11 protein-coding genes and 1 pseudogene are annotated in these 15,000 nt (G+C 69.8%); 3 read left to right on the forward strand and 9 right to left on the reverse strand.

Features of this window, described 5'->3' with window-relative positions; translation table 11 throughout:
* Nucleotides 1-151: 151 nt before the first annotated feature.
* The 3 genes from pstA to PVZ72_RS17690 all read right to left on the reverse strand — a co-directional run bounded on the left by pstA (nucleotide 152) and on the right by PVZ72_RS17690 (nucleotide 5,203).
* Nucleotides 152-1,864 (reverse strand): phosphate ABC transporter permease PstA, encoded by a 1,713-nt coding sequence (gene pstA / locus PVZ72_RS17680; protein ID WP_443218255.1) that lies wholly within the window; start codon nucleotides 1,862-1,864, stop codon nucleotides 152-154.
* Nucleotides 1,851-4,136, reverse strand: coding sequence for an ABC transporter permease subunit (locus PVZ72_RS17685; protein WP_273862597.1), 2,286 nt, complete (start codon nucleotides 4,134-4,136; stop codon nucleotides 1,851-1,853). Before PVZ72_RS17685 ends, pstA begins: the two co-directional genes overlap by 14 nt.
* 95 nt (nucleotides 4,137-4,231) lie before the next feature.
* Nucleotides 4,232-5,203 (reverse strand): PstS family phosphate ABC transporter substrate-binding protein, encoded by a 972-nt coding sequence (locus tag PVZ72_RS17690; protein ID WP_133860360.1) that lies wholly within the window; start codon nucleotides 5,201-5,203, stop codon nucleotides 4,232-4,234.
* Between the two features lie 425 nt (nucleotides 5,204-5,628).
* On the opposite strand from PVZ72_RS17690, the gene PVZ72_RS17695 reads away from it, so the two are divergent.
* The 3 genes from PVZ72_RS17695 (at nucleotide 5,629) to PVZ72_RS17705 (ending at nucleotide 9,097) form a co-directional block, all read left to right on the forward strand.
* Nucleotides 5,629-6,936: an MFS transporter gene (locus PVZ72_RS17695; RefSeq protein ID WP_133860359.1), complete on the forward strand. Its 1,308-nt coding sequence runs from the start codon at nucleotides 5,629-5,631 to the stop codon at nucleotides 6,934-6,936.
* An 11-nt stretch (nucleotides 6,937-6,947) separates the two neighbouring features.
* On the forward strand, nucleotides 6,948-8,129 hold the full coding sequence (locus tag PVZ72_RS17700) for a M20 aminoacylase family protein (protein WP_187980840.1): 1,182 nt from the start codon (nucleotides 6,948-6,950) through the stop codon (nucleotides 8,127-8,129).
* A 101-nt stretch (nucleotides 8,130-8,230) separates the two neighbouring features.
* Nucleotides 8,231-9,097 (forward strand): hypothetical protein, encoded by an 867-nt coding sequence (locus tag PVZ72_RS17705; RefSeq protein WP_273862598.1) that lies wholly within the window; start codon nucleotides 8,231-8,233, stop codon nucleotides 9,095-9,097.
* A 20-nt stretch (nucleotides 9,098-9,117) separates the two neighbouring features.
* Here the strand turns inward: PVZ72_RS17705 and PVZ72_RS17710 are convergent, their stop codons facing one another.
* From PVZ72_RS17710 to PVZ72_RS17735, 6 genes and pseudogenes are all read right to left on the reverse strand, one after another.
* Nucleotides 9,118-10,800, reverse strand: coding sequence for a glycosyltransferase family 39 protein (locus tag PVZ72_RS17710; protein ID WP_187980838.1), 1,683 nt, complete (start codon nucleotides 10,798-10,800; stop codon nucleotides 9,118-9,120).
* On the reverse strand, nucleotides 10,800-12,197 hold the full coding sequence (locus PVZ72_RS17715; RefSeq protein WP_133860355.1) for a UDP-glucose dehydrogenase family protein: 1,398 nt from the start codon (nucleotides 12,195-12,197) through the stop codon (nucleotides 10,800-10,802). Before PVZ72_RS17715 ends, PVZ72_RS17710 begins: the two co-directional genes overlap by 1 nt.
* Nucleotides 12,194-12,595, reverse strand: coding sequence for a 4-amino-4-deoxy-L-arabinose-phosphoundecaprenol flippase subunit ArnF (gene arnF, locus PVZ72_RS17720; RefSeq protein ID WP_017639274.1), 402 nt, complete (start codon nucleotides 12,593-12,595; stop codon nucleotides 12,194-12,196). The genes PVZ72_RS17715 and arnF overlap by 4 nt, the downstream gene beginning before the upstream one ends.
* A complete protein-coding gene (locus PVZ72_RS17725; RefSeq protein ID WP_133860354.1) occupies nucleotides 12,592-12,933 on the reverse strand; it encodes an EamA family transporter in 342 nt (113 codons plus the stop codon). Before PVZ72_RS17725 ends, arnF begins: the two co-directional genes overlap by 4 nt.
* Nucleotides 12,930-14,573: a lipid IV(A) 4-amino-4-deoxy-L-arabinosyltransferase gene (gene arnT, locus PVZ72_RS17730; protein WP_273862599.1), complete on the reverse strand. Its 1,644-nt coding sequence runs from the start codon at nucleotides 14,571-14,573 to the stop codon at nucleotides 12,930-12,932. Before arnT ends, PVZ72_RS17725 begins: the two co-directional genes overlap by 4 nt.
* Nucleotides 14,570-15,000, reverse strand: a pseudogene (locus tag PVZ72_RS17735) (4-deoxy-4-formamido-L-arabinose-phosphoundecaprenol deformylase); the annotation flags it as partial. The gene arnT and the pseudogene PVZ72_RS17735, both read right to left, overlap by 4 nt.

Genomic DNA, 15,000 nt, shown 5'->3' on the forward strand with positions numbered 1-15,000 from the left:
GAGATTTGGCGAGTGATTTTTGGCGGTTCGGCGCTCCGATGGGGGCCAGGCGCCGTGACGAGTCATAGCAGGGCTATGGCGAGGAGTGGCAACGCCGTCCACGCCGAAAAAGCGCCGCCAAAATCGTGTAGTCAACTTCTGAAGGACCATACTATTCTTCCAGCAGCCGGTATTTTTCGCGCAGCCGGTTGCGCAGGAACACGGCGGACAGGTTCAGCCCGGCGATCACCAGCACCAGCAGCAGCGCGGTGGCATAGACCAGCGGGCGGGCGGCTTCCACGTTGGGGCTCTGGAAGCCGACGTCATAGATGTGGAAGCCCAGGTGCATGATCTTCTGATCCAGGTGCAGATAGGGGTAGTTGCCGTCCAGCGGCAGCGCGGGCGCCAGCTTGACCACCCCCACCAGCATCAGCGGCGCCACCTCGCCGGCGGCGCGGGCTACGGCGAGGATGAGCCCGGTCATCAGCGCCGGGCTGGCCAGCGGCAGCACCACCTTCCACAGCGTTTCGGCCTGGGTCGCGCCCAGCGCCAGGGAGCCCTCGCGGATGCTGCGGGGGATGCGCGCCAGGCCCTCTTCGGTGGCGACGATCACCACCGGCACGGCGAGGATCGCCAGGGTCAGCGAAGCCCACAGCAGCCCCGGGGTGCCAAAGGTCGGCGTCGGCAGGCTGGCCTGGAAGAACAGCTGGTCCAGGGAACCGCCGAGCACATAGACGAAGAAGCCCAGGCCGAAGACGCCATAGACGATGGCCGGTACCCCGGCGAGGTTGTTGACGGCGATGCGGATGGTGCGGGTCAGCGGACCCTGGCGGGCGTATTCGCGCAGGTAGATGGCGGCGATGACGCCGAAGGGGGTGACGATCACCGCCATCAGCAGGGTCATCATCACGGTGCCGAAGATGGCCGGGAAGACGCCACCCTCGGTGTTGGCCTCGCGCGGATCGGCACTGAGAAATTCCCACAGCTTGCTGCCATAGAAGCCGAGCTTGGCACCCAGGCCCATGGCGTTGGGCTGGTAGGCGCGCACGATGCGCGCGAGATTGAGTTCCAGGGTGCGGCCCTCGACGTCGCGCAGCACCACGCTGTCACGGCGACGCTCCTGGCGCAGGCTGGCCAGCTGGTCCTCCAGCTCGCCGTAACGGGCTTCGAGCTCGGCGCGGCGGGCGGCGAGATCGGCCTGGGCGGTGGCGTCGAGACGGCCGTCCAGCTCCAGGCCGCGGCCCCCCAGGCGCAGCCGCTCCAGGGCGTAGTTGACGCTGCCGATGTCCTGTTTCTCCAGACGCTCCAGCTGCTCGCTCAGGTCGCGGGTGCGCAGCAGGCGACGCTGCAGTTCGGGCACCGCCGCGGCGCCCTTGGCCACCTGGCGCCCCGCTTCGCGCACCTCCAGTGCATAGCCGTAGAAGTTGCCCCATTCGCGGCGCTCCAGCACCAGGGCGTCGGCCGGGGTCTGGCGATCGCGCAGCCAGTCGCCGACCAGCCAGACGAAGTCGCCGCCATAGAGGTCGCGATTGCCCAGCTTGAAGAGTTCGCGGGTCAGGGTTTCGCCGCTGTCCGGCGGCAGGGTCACCCCGGCGCTGCGCAGCCGCTCGGCCGGTATCGTCTCCTGCTCCACCACCTGGCCGAGCACCAGGCGCGATTCCAGGCCCGGCGGCGTGTAGCGCGCCTGCACCACCTCGGCCGGCCAGAAGTGCGCCAGGCCGCGCACGGCGAGGATGCCGATCAGGCCCAGGGTCATGAGCACGGCGATGGCCACGGCGCCGGCGCTGAGCCAGATCCCGGGCGCGCCGCCCCCCAGCCAGGCGCCCAGGGCGCGCCGCTGCCCGATGCCCCGCTGTTGCGGCGCGCCGGCGCTAGAGGGCCGCATATTTTTTCCTCAGCCGCTGGCGGATCAGTTCGGCCAGGGTGTTCATCAGGAAGGTGAAGCTGAGCAGTACCAGCGCGGCCAGGAACAGCAGCCGGTAATGGGTGCCGCCCACCTCGGATTCGGGCATCTCCACGGCGATGTTGGCCGCCAGGGTGCGCATGCCCTCGAACAGGTTGGCATCCATGATCGGGGTGTTGCCGGTGGCCATGAGCACGATCATGGTCTCGCCCACGGCGCGGCCCAGGCCGATCATCAGCGCCGAGAAGATCCCCGGGCTGGCGGTGAGCAGCACCACCCGCACCAGGGTCTGCCAGGGGGTGGCGCCCAGTGCCAGGGAGCCCAGGGTCAGGCTGCGCGGCACGCTGTAGATGGCGTCTTCGGCGATGGAGAAGATGTTGGGAATGACCGCGAAGCCCATGGCCAGGCCGATGATCAGGGCGTTGCGCTGGTCGTAGGCGATGCCCAGGGTCTGGCTCAGCCAGAGGCGCAGGTCGCCGGCGAACAGCAGGGTTTCCAGCCAGGGACTGAGCCACAGCGCCAGGGCGGTGGTCAGCAGCACCACCGGCAACAGCAGCAGGCTTTCCCAGCCTTCCGGGATGCGCTCGCGCAGACTCAGCGGCAGGCGCGACCAGCCAAAGCCCGCGGCGAAGATCGCCAGCGGCAGGAGCAGCAGCAGGCTGAACAGCCCCGGCAGGTGATTTTCCACGAAGGGCGCGAGGAACAGCCCGGCGAAGAAGCCGAGGATCACCGTGGGCAGCGCCTCCATCAGCTCGATGACCGGCTTGACCGTACGCCTCATGCGCGGCGCCATGAAGTAGGCGGTATAGACCGCCGCGGCGATGGCCAGGGGGGCGGCGAACAGCATGGCGTAGAAGGCCGCCTTGAGGGTGCCGAAGGTCAGCGGCGCCAGGCTTAGCTTGGGTTCGAAGTCCGCGGTGGCGGCGCTGGATTGCCAGACCCGCGCCGGGGCTTCGTAATTTTCGTACCAGACCTTGCCCCACAGCGCCGACCAGGAGACTTCCGGGTGCGGATTGTCCAGGCGGAAGCCGAGCAGCCGGCCATTTTCCTCCAGCAACAGCCGATCGGCGCGCGGCGACAGCGCCAGCACCCCGGCGGCGGGAGCGATCTGCTCGCGCAGCAGGGTGCGCCCGGCGGTGCTGTGGAAGACCCCCAGTTCGCCCGTGGCATCCAGCGCCACGAAGCCCTTGCGCCGCTGCTCCGGCACCAGCTGGACGATGGGCGCGCTGCCCAGCTGGAAGCTGCGGATAGGCCTCAGCACCGGTTCGCCGTCCTGGCCGCGGACCATGAACCACTGGCCGATGCCACCCTTGGCGGTACCCACCAGCAGCGACACGCCGCCCAGCAGCTGGGCGCTGGCGGTGACCTCGTCGTCGGCTGCGTCGAGCAGCTTGTAGTGGCCATTGAGACTGCCGTCGCGCAGGTCGAAGACATCCGCCTGGGCGCGGCCATTGAGGGCATAGAGCCAGCGACCGCGGGGATCGAGGTAGAGCGCCTTGGCCGCGGCGTTGAGCGGCCCGAGGGTGAGCGAGGTACGCACGGGAACGGCCGCGCCACCGGTCACCGGCGCGGCCAGCCCGGCCAGGCGCAGGGCCGTCACCCGATTGCCCTGGGCGCCGGCCAGCACCAGCAGGTCCTCGTCACCGGCGATGGCGACCCGCTCCAGGGCCGTACGAGCGGCGCCCAGGTCCAGCGGCTCGCGCCCGTAGGGAAAGTCCAGTTCCGGGGTGATGACCCGGGTGCCCTGGGGATAGCGGGAGACATAGCGCTTGTGCGCCACCAGCACGCGGCCATCGGACAGGCCCAGGGCGATCAGTCCGCGGGGGGCGTCCTGGGCCTGGCTGCTGATGGTGACACCGGGCGGCAGCGGCAGACGCTCGCGCATGACCGGCTGGCCGTCGGCCAGGGTGAAGAAGGTGGCCTCGCCGGCCCGGGAAAGATGCAGGCCGAGGCGATTCTGCTCGTCGATGCCCAGCAGCAGCGGCACCCCGGCGGCCGCCAGCCAGTCGGGCTGGGGCAGCGGCTGGGCTTCCAGACTGGCGCCACGCAGCAGCGGCAGCACCACATAGGCCAGATAGAAGAAGATCAGGGTGATGGTGGCCAGCACGGCCAGCCCACCGGCCAGCACCGAGCCCCGTATCAGGCGATCCTGCAGGGCCCGCCAGCGCCGCCGCCGGCGTAGTGCAGGCGTGTTGAAGTCCAGCCGAGCAGGGCCGCGAGGATCGGGCGGGGACGGGGGTACCGGGGATATCATGGCGCAGAGCCTAATCACGTCGTGTGACAGAAAGGTTACAGCGAATGGGCGGCCAGAGACGCTACGCCCGACGCGGGCGCAGGGTCTCTGGGCACTCAGTAGCCCAGGGTCTTCAGGGCCTGTTGCACCACCGCTGCCGGCAAGGGGATATAGCCATCCTTGACCACGGCCTCCTGGCCGCTGCGCGAGAGGATCAGCCGCAGGAATTCTCCTTCCAGGGGGTTGAGCGGGCGATTGGGCGCCTTGTTCACATAGACGTAGAGATAGCGCGCCAGGGGATAGCGCCCGGACAGGGTGTTCTCCTGGTTGTCCGCGACGAAGTCGGTGGTGCCCTGGCGGGCCAGCGCCAGGGTATGGACGCTGGCGGTCTGGTAGCCGATGCCGGAGTAGCCGATGCCCCCCAGGGACTGGCTGATGGCCTGGACCACCGAGGCCGAGCCCGGCTGTTCGTTGACGTTGGCGCGGAAGTCGCCACGGCACAGCGCCGCTTCCTTGAAGTAGCCGTAGGTGCCCGACACCGAATTGCGGCCGAAGCGCTGGATCGGGCGCTTGGCCCAGTCGCCGGTCAGGCCCAGGTCGCCCCAGGTCTTGAGTTCGTGCGGACCACCGCAGAGCCGGGTGCTGGAAAAGATCGCGTCGACCTGTTCCAGGGTCAGCTGGCGCAGCGGATTGTCCTTGTTGACGAAGATCGCCAGGGCATCGATGGCCACCGGCACCGCGGTGGGCTGGTAGCCGAAACGCTGCTCGAAGGCCTGGAGTTCGGCGTCCTTCATCTTGCGACTCATGGGGCCGATGGCGGCGGTGCCCTCGGTGAGCGCCGGCGGCGCGGTGGACGAGCCGGCCGCCTGGATCTGGATATTGAGATTGGGATACTGGCGCTTGTAGCTCTCGGCCCAGAGCGTGACCAGGTTGGCCAGGGTGTCGGAGCCCACGCTCGACAGATTGCCGGAGATTCCGCTGACCTTCTGGTAGGCGGGGATGGCCGGGTCGACGCCCTCGGCCCGAGCGGTCGTGCCACCTAGCGCCAGGGCGAGCGCCACAGCGGTCAGCGGACCTTTGATGTCCATGCCGGATTCCTCGCGAGGATGGGAGACGGGCCTGGGCCGGCGACGCTCAGGCGCAAGCCGGCACTCGAGGCTCTGTACGAAAGATCGCCGAGCGAAGGTCAGGCAAGGCGAAAATCAGTGAGGAAGCGGACCGGGCTCGCGAACGAGTTTACGAGGGGTAAATGAGCATTCCGAGCTGATTTTTAACGCAGCATCACCGAGCGCAGGCATTTTTCGTACAGAGCCTAGGCGCGCATTGTGACGGATTTATGAGCCAGCGCCAGCCGCCCCGGCAGGTTCGACTAGGCTGCAAGGGAGCCTGCGCTGCACCACCCTGGCGCAGACCTGGCCGCTGGCTCCGCCACGACCGCCCAGGCACGCGGCCTTCGCGGGCCGGACCACCATTTGCATAGCTAAGCATTCATCTCAGTGCAGAGGAACGCACCATGGCCCAGGCTCTTCCGACGTCCTCCTCCCCCGCCGACGCCACTCCCGCCAGCGCGGGCGCCACGCCCTCGCGCGCCAAGCTGATCGCCGCGGCCAGTCTCGGCAACGGCCTGGAGATGTTCGACTTCACCGTCTTCAGCTTTTTCGCCGCCATCATCGGCCAGCTCTACTTCCCCTCGGACACCCCCTACGGTTCCCTGCTGATGGCGGTCGGGGTGTTTGGCGTCGGCTTCGTCATGCGGCCGCTGGGCAGCATGGTGCTGGGCGCCTATGCCGATCGCCACGGGCGCAAGCAGGCGATGCTGCTGACCATCACCCTGATGGGCCTGGGCAGTGCCCTGATCGCCTTTACCCCGACCCATGCCCAGATCGGCCTTGCCGCGCCGCTGATCCTGCTCGTGGGGCGCCTGCTGCAGGGCTTTTCCGCCGGCGGCGAGATCGGCGCCGCCACCACCCTGCTGCTGGAGTCGGCCAGTCCCGGCCGGCGCGGCTTCCATGTCAGCTGGCAGGTGATCAGCCAGGGCGGCAGTGCCCTGCTCGGCGCCGCCCTGGGCGCCCTGCTCACCCGCAGCCTGTCCGAGGCCGAGCTGCACGCCTGGGGCTGGCGCATCCCCTTCCTGGTCGGCTTGCTGATCATTCCGGTCGGCCTCTATATCCGCCGCCAGGTGGACGAGACCTGGAGCGGCGCCGGCACGGTCGAGGGCGGTCCGGTGCGCGCCTTCCTGCGCGAGCATCCGCGGCGCTTCGGCCTGGGCCTGCTGATCGTGATGTCGGCGACCCTGCTGACCTACCTGATGCAGTTCTACATGCCCACCTACATGACCCGCATCGTCGGCCTGCCGGCCACCAGCGCCTACCTGGCCGGGGTGGCCTCCAGCGCCGTGCAGATGGCCGCCGCCCTGGCCGCCGGGCTGCTGCTGGATCGCTTCGGGCGCTACAAGCCGGTGGCCCTGGTCAGCCTGGCGGTGGCCCTGCTGGGCATCTACCCGGCCTTCGTCTGGCTGAATGACCCCACCACCCAGGGCCTGGCCTTCGCCGCCCGCTTCGTGGTGATCACCGCCATGAGCGTCAACATGACCGCCGGGCTGCTGCTGATCCTCGCCGGCCTGCCGCGGCCGGTGCGCGCCACGGGGCTGGCCATGACCTACGCCCTGGCGGTGACCCTGTTCGGCGGCACCGCCCAGTTCATCGCCACCTGGCTGATCGAGGCCACCGGCAGCCCGCTCGCCCCGGCCTGGTACCTGATCGTCATGCTGCTGATAGGATGGCTGGCACTGCTGAGCTATCCCGAACGCCACCTGGATTGAGAGAGATCGCCATGAGCCTTGCCACTGCTGCGGATCAAGACGCCACCGCCCGTCATATCGCCGGCTACCTGCCGGAAATGGTCGCCCTGCGCCGCGACATCCACCGCCATCCCGAACTGGGTTACCAGGAACAGCGCACCAGCGACCTGGTGGCCGCCGCCCTCGCGGGCTGGGGCTACGAAGTCCATCGCGGCCTGGGCGGCACCGGGGTGGTTGGCACCCTGCGCGCCGGCAGCGGCAGCAAGGTGCTGGGCATCCGCGCCGACATGGACGCCCTGCCGATCCTGGAAACCACCGGGCTCGACTACGCCAGCCAGCACCCGGGCCGCATGCATGCCTGCGGTCACGACGGCCACACCACCACCCTGCTCACCGCCGCCCGCTGCCTGGCCGAGACCCGCGCCTTCGACGGCACCCTGCACCTGATCTTCCAGCCGGCCGAGGAAGGCCTGGGCGGCGCCCTGAAGATGATGCAGGACGGCCTCTTCGAGCTGTTCCCCTGCGACCAGGTGTTCGGCCTGCACAACATGCCCGGTGTGCCCACCGGCAAGTTCTGCTTCGTCGACGGCGCCGCCATGGCCTCGTCCGACACCGCCCTCCTGCGCATCCGCGGCCAGGGCGGCCACGGCGCGGTGCCGGACAAGGCCGTCGACCCCATCGTCGCCAGTGCGGCCACGGTGATGGCGCTGCAGACCGTGGTCTCGCGCAACGTGGCGCCGCTGGACACCGCGGTGATCACCGTGGGCAGCATCCACGGCGGCGAGGCCTCCAACGTCATCCCCGATGCGGTGGAGATGAAGCTCACCATCCGCGCCTTCCAGGACAGCACCCGCGACCTGCTGGAGCAGCGTATCGGCGCCCTGGTCCGCGCCCAGGCGGAAAGCTTCGGCGCCACGGCCGAACTGGACTACCAGCGCGGCTATCCGGTGCTGGTCAACCACGACGGCCCCACCGCCTTCGCCCGCCAGGTGGCGGTCGAGCACTTCGGCGCCGAGGCCCTGCATCCCTTCGCGCCCATCCCGGCCAGCGAGGACTTCGCCTACATGCTGCAGCAGGTGCCCGGTTGTTACCTGTTCGTCGGCAATGGCCCGAGCGCCAACCTGCACAACGCGGCCTACGATTTCAACGACGCCCTGCTGCCGGTGGGCGCGCGTTACTGGGTCAAGCTGACCGAGGCCTTCCTCACCGTCTGAGGCGCCGCCTCGTCGGCACCCTCACCCGGGGTGCCGGCGACGGAATCTTCACGTGCGGGCCGCTAGACTGCAGGGTCATTATCCAACCTCGAGAGGTCGCCATGCGACGTGTTCCGCGCCTGGGCTGGCGCCAGGGTCTGGCGCTGGGCGTCGCCGTGCTGGCGGCGGGCTTCGCCTATCCGGCCTGGCGACATTTCCATCCGGTCAGTGCGGCCGAGGGCTGGCGCTATCGGGAATTCGCCGCCGACATCCCCATGGTCAGCGCCCTGGCCCTGGATGCCGATGGCAGCCTGTTCGTCACCCAGGAATTCTCCAGTCGCCGCGGCAGCCTGCTGCGGCTGCTGTCCAGCGGCGAACGCCAGCCGGTGCTGGGCGAACTGTCCAAGCCCGATGGCCTGGTGATGTTCCAGGGCGGCCTGGTGGTCAGCCAGGAAGGCGGGCCGCTGCCGGTGTTTCTCCTGCGCGATGGCCAGCGCCAGGCCCTGTTCGACGGCAACGACGTCGAGGGCGTCGCCACCGATGGCCAGACCCTCTATGCCATCGAGGACCTGCCGCGCGGGCGTCTGCTCAGCTACGACCCGCTGCAACGCCGCCTGGCGGTGCTGCGCGACGGCCTGGAAGAAGGCGAAGGGGTGGCGCGCTGCCCGGATGGCCGGCTGTTCTATACCGAAAAGGCCAAGGGCTGGGTCAAGCAGTGGCAGCCCGGGGGTACCGATACCCTGGTCGCCGCGGGTCTCGACGCGCCGGGCTTCGTGCAGTGCTCGGCCGACGGCCTGTGGATCACCGAAGACGCCACCCACGGCGCCCGGGTGCTGCTGGTGCAGCCCGACGGCCAGCTGGTCACGGTGCTCTCACACCTGCGCTCGGCGCAGACCCTGATCCGCCGCAGCGACGGTCATTACCTGGTCGCCGAGCAGGGGCGCAACCGCATCCTGGAGTTGTCGCGAGAAGCCGGAGCCGACCGCTAGGGCGAGCGGCTCCGGGTACCTCAGGGCAGGCGATACACCAGACAGGGATTGCCGTTGAGGCGGCGACCCAGCACTGGGGTGAGATCGGCCAGCGGGGTGCTGGCCAGCAATTCACGGTCATCACGGGCGAGGATGATCCAGGCGCCGGACGGCAGGTGCGCCAGGTCCGCGACCTGCGGCCGGGCGATGAAGATTGGCTGCTCGTCGTGGTCCAGATTCATCATGTAGCGGATCGCCCAGCTGTCCTGACCGAGGCCGAAGAACACCAGGGGGCCCGGCTGCTGCTGGCGCAGACCCTCCACCTGCTGGACGAAGCCGCGGGTGTCGTACTGCAGGTCCTGGGCCGGCTCCACCACCGTGACCAGCATCAGCCACTGGGCCGCCAGCGCCAGGGCGCTCAGCGTGAGCAGGCGGCGGTTGCCGTGCAGCCGGCGCCAGCTGACCAGGGCGGCGAGCTGCAGGGCGACGAAGACCGGTACCAGCAATGCCAGGGAGACATCCGGCCAGTAGCCATGGCGCTGCCAGAGGTGACGACAGACCAGCATGGCCACCAGCGCCAGCCCGGGCAGCGCCAGCACCAGCGCTGTGTAGAGCGGCGCGACCCGGCGGAACCAGCCCTCGGCGCGCAGGAGGCCATGGGCGGCGATGGCGGCCAGGAAGGGCACCATGGGCACCACATAGTAGGCGCGCTTGAAGTGCGGGATGGACAACCCGACCAGGATCAGCAGACCGCTCCCGGCGAGGCCCAGCAGCAGGCGGCGCTGGGCGGTGTGCGGCCAGGCCAGCAGACGACGGCGCTCGGCCAGCAGCACCAGCAGCGCCAGCGGCAGTACCGGCAGATAGCGATACAGCCCCAGCTGCAAATAGAACCAGAAGGGCTTGCCGCTTTCGTCCAGTCGGCCAGTGACCTGCATGTGCCAGACCTCGGCGGCGAAGTCCGCCCCGCCCTCGTGATGGGCCAGCTGGATCAGCGTCCACCAGCCGAGGGCGAGCAAGGCCAGGCCGGCCAGGCCGTAGCCCAGCAGGCGCTGCACGGCGAGGGTGCGCCGCGCCGGCTCGCCCCAGGCGACCACCAGCCAGTAGAGGCAGACCACGCCACAGGGCTCGATCAGCCCCAGCGGGCCGCGGATGGCGAAGCCCAGGGCGAACAGCGGCAGTACCAGCAGACGGCGCAGCGGGCGGCCGTCGCGATCGGCGCTATGGAGCAGGTAGAAGCAGAGCAGCACCACCAGGGCGACCAGTTGGTCCAGGCAGACCGCGCGGGCCTTTTCCAGCCATTGCGGGGTCAGGGCCACCAGCAGCACCGTGAGCAGCGCCCAGGCGCGGCGGGTGTCGGCCAGCAGGCGATAGGTCAGCGCCAGCACCGCGGCCGAGGCCAGGGCGGTAGGCAGGACGTTGGCCAGGTGATTGGGCGCGCCGATCACCCGCGCGGCCAGCCAGCTCAGCCAGGTGGCGGTGCCGGGATAGTCCGGATAGGGCTGGCCGTAGGTGGTGGCGAAAAAGGACGGGCCATGGCGAAACATCTCGCCGAGGAAGACCGCCCAGCGACCGTCGAAGCCCTGGGGCGCCTGGTTCCAGATGCCGAGGGTGAACATCAGGGTGGCGACCACCCCGAGCAGCAGGCTTTCGCGGCGCAGGCGACTGGCCGCCGGCAGCGCGTAGAGGGGCGCGCTGCGTGGGGTCAGGGGCATGGGCGAGACCATCAGGCGGCATCCACGCGGCGGGCGACCTGGGGACCGCCCAGGGCGGCGCCACGCCCGATGGCGAAGTATTCGATGCCGCGGCGCTCCATGCGCTCGGGATCGAACAGGTTGCGACCGTCGAAGATCACCGGCTGGTTGAGCTGGCGGGCGATCAGATCGAAGTCCGGTGCCTTGAACTGCTGCCATTCGGTGCAGATGACCAGGGCATCGGCCCCGGCCAGGGCGGCCTCGGGGGTGCCCATCAGCGCCAGGCGCTCGTCGTGGCCATAGAGGCGCTGGGCCTCGGCCATGGCCACCGGATCGAAGGCGCGCACCTTGGCGCCGGCCTCCCAGAGGGCCTCCATCAGCACCCGGCTGGGCGCATCGCGCATGTCGTCGGTGTTGGGTTTGAAGGCCAGCCCCCAGAGGGCGAAGGTACGGCCGCGCAGGTCACCGTCGAAGTAGGTGTTGATGCGCTCGAACAGCTTGGTCTTCTGGCGCACGTTGATGGCTTCCACGGCGCGCAGCAGATCCAGCTCCACGGCGTTTTCCTCGCCGGTGCGGATCAGCGCCTGCAGGTCCTTGGGGAAGCAGGAGCCGCCGTAGCCGCAGCCCGGATAGATGAAGTGGTGGCCGATACGCGGATCGGCGCCGATGGCCTGGCGCACGGCCTCGATGTCGGCGCCGACGTGCTCGGCCAGTTCGGCGATCTGGTTGATGAAGCTGATCTTGACCGCCAAGAGGCTGTTGGCGGCGTACTTGGCCAGCTCGGCGCTGCGCAGGTCCATGCACTGGATGCGGTCATGGTTGCGGTTGAAGGGCGCATAGAGTTCGCGCATCACGTCGCGGGCCACCGGCGAATCGGTGCCCACCACGATGCGATCGGGCTTCTTGCAGTCGGCGATGGCGGCGCCTTCCTTGAGGAATTCCGGATTGGAGACCACCTCCACATGCAGGGTGCGACCCTCTTCGGCGAGCACCTCGTGGATCAGCGCGCGGACACGGTCGCCGGTGCCCACCGGCACGGTGGACTTGTTCACCACCAGCAGCGGATCGCGGGACACCGGCTGGCCGATCAGCGGCTCGCGCCGCAGGCGGGCGATGGTCTCGGCCACGGCGAAGACGGCGGACAGATCGGCCGAGCCATCGGCGGCCGGCGGGGTGCCGACGGCGATGAACTGCACGGCGCCATGGGCCACGGCCTCGGCGGCCTCGTGGGTGAACACCAGGCGCCCGGCAGCCAGGTTGCTGCGCACCAGCTCTTCCAGACCCGGCTCATAGAGGGTCACCTCGCCGCGCTTGAGCTTGTCGATCTTGGCGCGATCGATGTCCATGCACACCACCTGGTGGCCGACTTCCGCCAGCACGGCGGCCTGCACCAGACCCACGTAGCCGATGCCGAAAACGCTGATGTTCATAGGGTATTCCTCAGGGTGGGAGCGGCGCTGGCGCGGGGCCCGCCGACGAGGGCGACGCCGGCCACGACCAGCGCGACGCCCAGGGTTTTCCAGGGGGTGAAGGATTCGGCGGCGCCCGGCAGCCAGGCCGCTCCGAGGTGGACGAAGACGTAGGAGAGGCCGAGCGCCGCATAGGCGCGACCCAGCGGCAGGCGCGCCAGGGCGGCCAGCCAGGCCAGCAGCGACAGGCCATAGCAGAGGATGCCCAGGGCCAGCAGCAGCCCGGCCGCGCCGAACAGCGCCGACGGCGTGCTCAGCCAGGTGGCCATCGCCGGCAGCCGCACCAGGGCGGCGCGCAGAGACAGTTGCGCGAGGGTGGTGAGCAGGATGCTCAGGCCGAGCGGCAACAGGCCGTTCATAGCTGGCCCCCCAGCAGCGCGGCGCCGGCGACGATGCACAGGCAGCCACACCAGGCGCGGGCATCCACCGCCTCGCCGAACACCAGCCGGGCCAGCAGGGTCACCGCCAGGGTGTTGAGCGAGAGCAAGGGATAGGCGACGCCCACCGGCACCCGCTGCAGCACCGCGCACCAGACCAGCAGGGCCAGGCCCAGGCAGACCAGGGCGCCCCACAGCCAGGGCGAGCGCAGTCGTGCGGCCAGGGCATTGCCGGCAGTCACCGCGCGCTTCTGGCCCAGTTGGCCGGCGCAGGTGAGGCCGATCACCACGGCAATCAGCAGGCCGTCGAGGGCGGTCATGGGGTCGGCCTCGGATAGACCAGCAGCACCAGGCGCTCGCTGGCGATGCTCTCGCCGGGCTCGGGCAGGCTGTCGAGCAGCTGGCGATCGCTGGGACCGTCGACCCGCAAGAGGATGGCCACCGGACCCTGGTCGCGATGGGCGGCGAGCCAGGCGGCCAGGTCGCGCTCTTCGATCAGGCGACCGCTGGCCGGCTCGCGGGCGAAGCCGTACTTGAGCTCGCCCGGACCGCCCACCAGCACCACGTCGTCGCGGTGAGTGGCCCAGGCCAGGCTGGCGGCCACGCCGAGGTCGTTGCTGACCAGCAGGCCGGCATTCTTGAAATGACCGAGCTGGGCCTGGATGAAGCTGCTCGGCAGCTTGTTGTCGACCAGGCTGTTGGGCAGGGCGATGGACAGCAGCGGCAGCAGCATCCAGAGCGCCAGGGCCGGCGCCAGCAGGGTGCGCCGCGGCCAGACCAGTGTGGCCAGGCCGGCCAGCAGCAGTGCCAGGGGCGCCAGCAGGGCCAGGGCGCGGGTCAGGCCTTCGCCGCTCTCATAGAGGCGACCGCCATAGATCAGCAGGGCGGCAACGCCGGCCAGGCCCAGCAGCAGATTGCACAGGCCGTTCAGGCGCAGGGCGCCGGTGGCGTCGCGCCGGCCCGCCTCCAGCAGGGTGCGCGCCAGCAGCGGCACCAGGGCGGCCAGGGTCGGCAGCAGGTAGGTGGGCAGCTTGCCGCGGCTGAAGCTGAAGAACAGCAACTGGCCGACCACGGCGATGCCGAGGAAGGCGGTACCGGCATGGCGGCGCTCCTGCCAGGTCCGGCCCAGGGTACGCGGCAAGAGGCCGGCCCAGGGCAGGATGGCCAGCAGCAGCACCGGGCCGTAGAACCAGAACGGCCGCTCGTGCTGGGCATCCTGGCCGGCGAAACGCTGGATGTGCTCGTGCCAGAAGAAGAAATTCCAGAAATCCGCGTCGCGCCGGGCCACCAGCAGCGCCCAGGGCGCTACCACCAGGATCGCCACCAGCACCGCCAGGGGGCCGCGGCGGAGCAACTCGCCCAGGCGCCGCTGCAGGAGGAAGAAGGGCACGGCCACCAGCACCGGCAGCACCAGGGCGAGAAAGCCCTTGGTCAGCAGGCCGCAGCCACAGGCCAGTCCCAGCAGCGCCCACTGGCCCAGGGCCGCGCTACGGGTTTCGGCGGCCTGGGCCTGCCAGAGGGCGAGCAGCGCCAACGCCATCCAGAAGGCGAATTGGGCGTCGAGGGTGACGTAGGTGGCCAGCCCCGCCACGGCCACGCAGGAGAGATAGACCACCCCGGCGAGCAGCGCCAGCGGGCGGTCCTGCCAGATCAGCCGGGTCAGGCGCGCCACCAGGGCGGCGGTGGCGAGACTGGCCAGCAGTGGCACCAGGCGCACGCTCAGCAGCGAATCACCGAGCCAGGCCTGGGCGATGGCCTGGGTCCAGTAGCCGCCGATGGGTTTCTCGAAATACGGCAGGCCGAGGAAGTGCGGCACCACCCAGTCGCCACGCCGCCAGAGTTCCTGGGCGATCTGCGCATAGCGCGACTCGTCCGGAATCCACAGGCCGCGCCAGGCCAGCGGCAAGGCATAGGCCAGCAGCGCCAGCGGCAGCAGCATCCACAGGCGCCGCCGACTCATGCCTGCACGCCCAGCCAGCCCTGGCGTCCGGCCAGGCTGCCGCGCACCAGATTGCCGGCGGGCAACTGGCGCGGATCGGCCGGCAGGCGGTCGCCCAGGGTCAGGAACAGGACGCCCTCCTCCCGCGCCGCCTTGAGCAGGGCGCGGAAGTCCTCGGCGAAGGCGATGCCTTCCACCTCGGCGTGCAGGGTGTAGACGTTTAGCGCGCCCGGACGGAAGCGCTTGAGCAGGTAGCTGTTCCAGTTGGCGGCAGCGAGTTCAGGGCCGACCACTTCGTCGAAGGTCGGCATGTCCACCGGTACCTGAGGGGTGCCGTGGCCACCGTTGCCCAGCCGCGGGCGGAACAGGGCGCTGCCGCGGCAATCGCTGTTGTATCTGAGGCCGAAGGCCTCCTTGGCCAGCACCACGCGCGGATCGGCGCGCCAGC

Origin of the sequence: Pseudomonas sp. LA5 (genome assembly GCF_028640825.1) — a bacterium.
Taxonomy (GTDB): Bacteria; Pseudomonadota; Gammaproteobacteria; order Pseudomonadales; family Pseudomonadaceae; genus Chryseomonas; species Chryseomonas aestiva.

Bases quoted from the DNA above. Each gene is read 5' to 3' on its own strand.
- pstA (WP_443218255.1), bottom strand. From the start codon at position 1,864: ATGCGGCCCTCTAGCGCCGGCGCGCCGCAACAGCGGGGCATCGGGCAG.
- PVZ72_RS17685 (WP_273862597.1), bottom strand. From the start codon at position 4,136: ATGATATCCCCGGTACCCCCGTCCCCGCCCGATCCTCGCGGCCCTGCT.
- PVZ72_RS17690 (WP_133860360.1), bottom strand. From the start codon at position 5,203: ATGGACATCAAAGGTCCGCTGACCGCTGTGGCGCTCGCCCTGGCGCTA.
- PVZ72_RS17695 (WP_133860359.1), top strand. From the start codon at position 5,629: ATGGCCCAGGCTCTTCCGACGTCCTCCTCCCCCGCCGACGCCACTCCC.
- PVZ72_RS17700 (WP_187980840.1), top strand. From the start codon at position 6,948: ATGAGCCTTGCCACTGCTGCGGATCAAGACGCCACCGCCCGTCATATC.
- PVZ72_RS17705 (WP_273862598.1), top strand. From the start codon at position 8,231: ATGCGACGTGTTCCGCGCCTGGGCTGGCGCCAGGGTCTGGCGCTGGGC.
- PVZ72_RS17710 (WP_187980838.1), bottom strand. From the start codon at position 10,800: ATGGTCTCGCCCATGCCCCTGACCCCACGCAGCGCGCCCCTCTACGCG.
- PVZ72_RS17715 (WP_133860355.1), bottom strand. From the start codon at position 12,197: ATGAACATCAGCGTTTTCGGCATCGGCTACGTGGGTCTGGTGCAGGCC.
- arnF (WP_017639274.1), bottom strand. From the start codon at position 12,595: ATGAACGGCCTGTTGCCGCTCGGCCTGAGCATCCTGCTCACCACCCTC.
- PVZ72_RS17725 (WP_133860354.1), bottom strand. From the start codon at position 12,933: ATGACCGCCCTCGACGGCCTGCTGATTGCCGTGGTGATCGGCCTCACC.
- arnT (WP_273862599.1), bottom strand. From the start codon at position 14,573: ATGAGTCGGCGGCGCCTGTGGATGCTGCTGCCGCTGGCGCTGCTGGCC.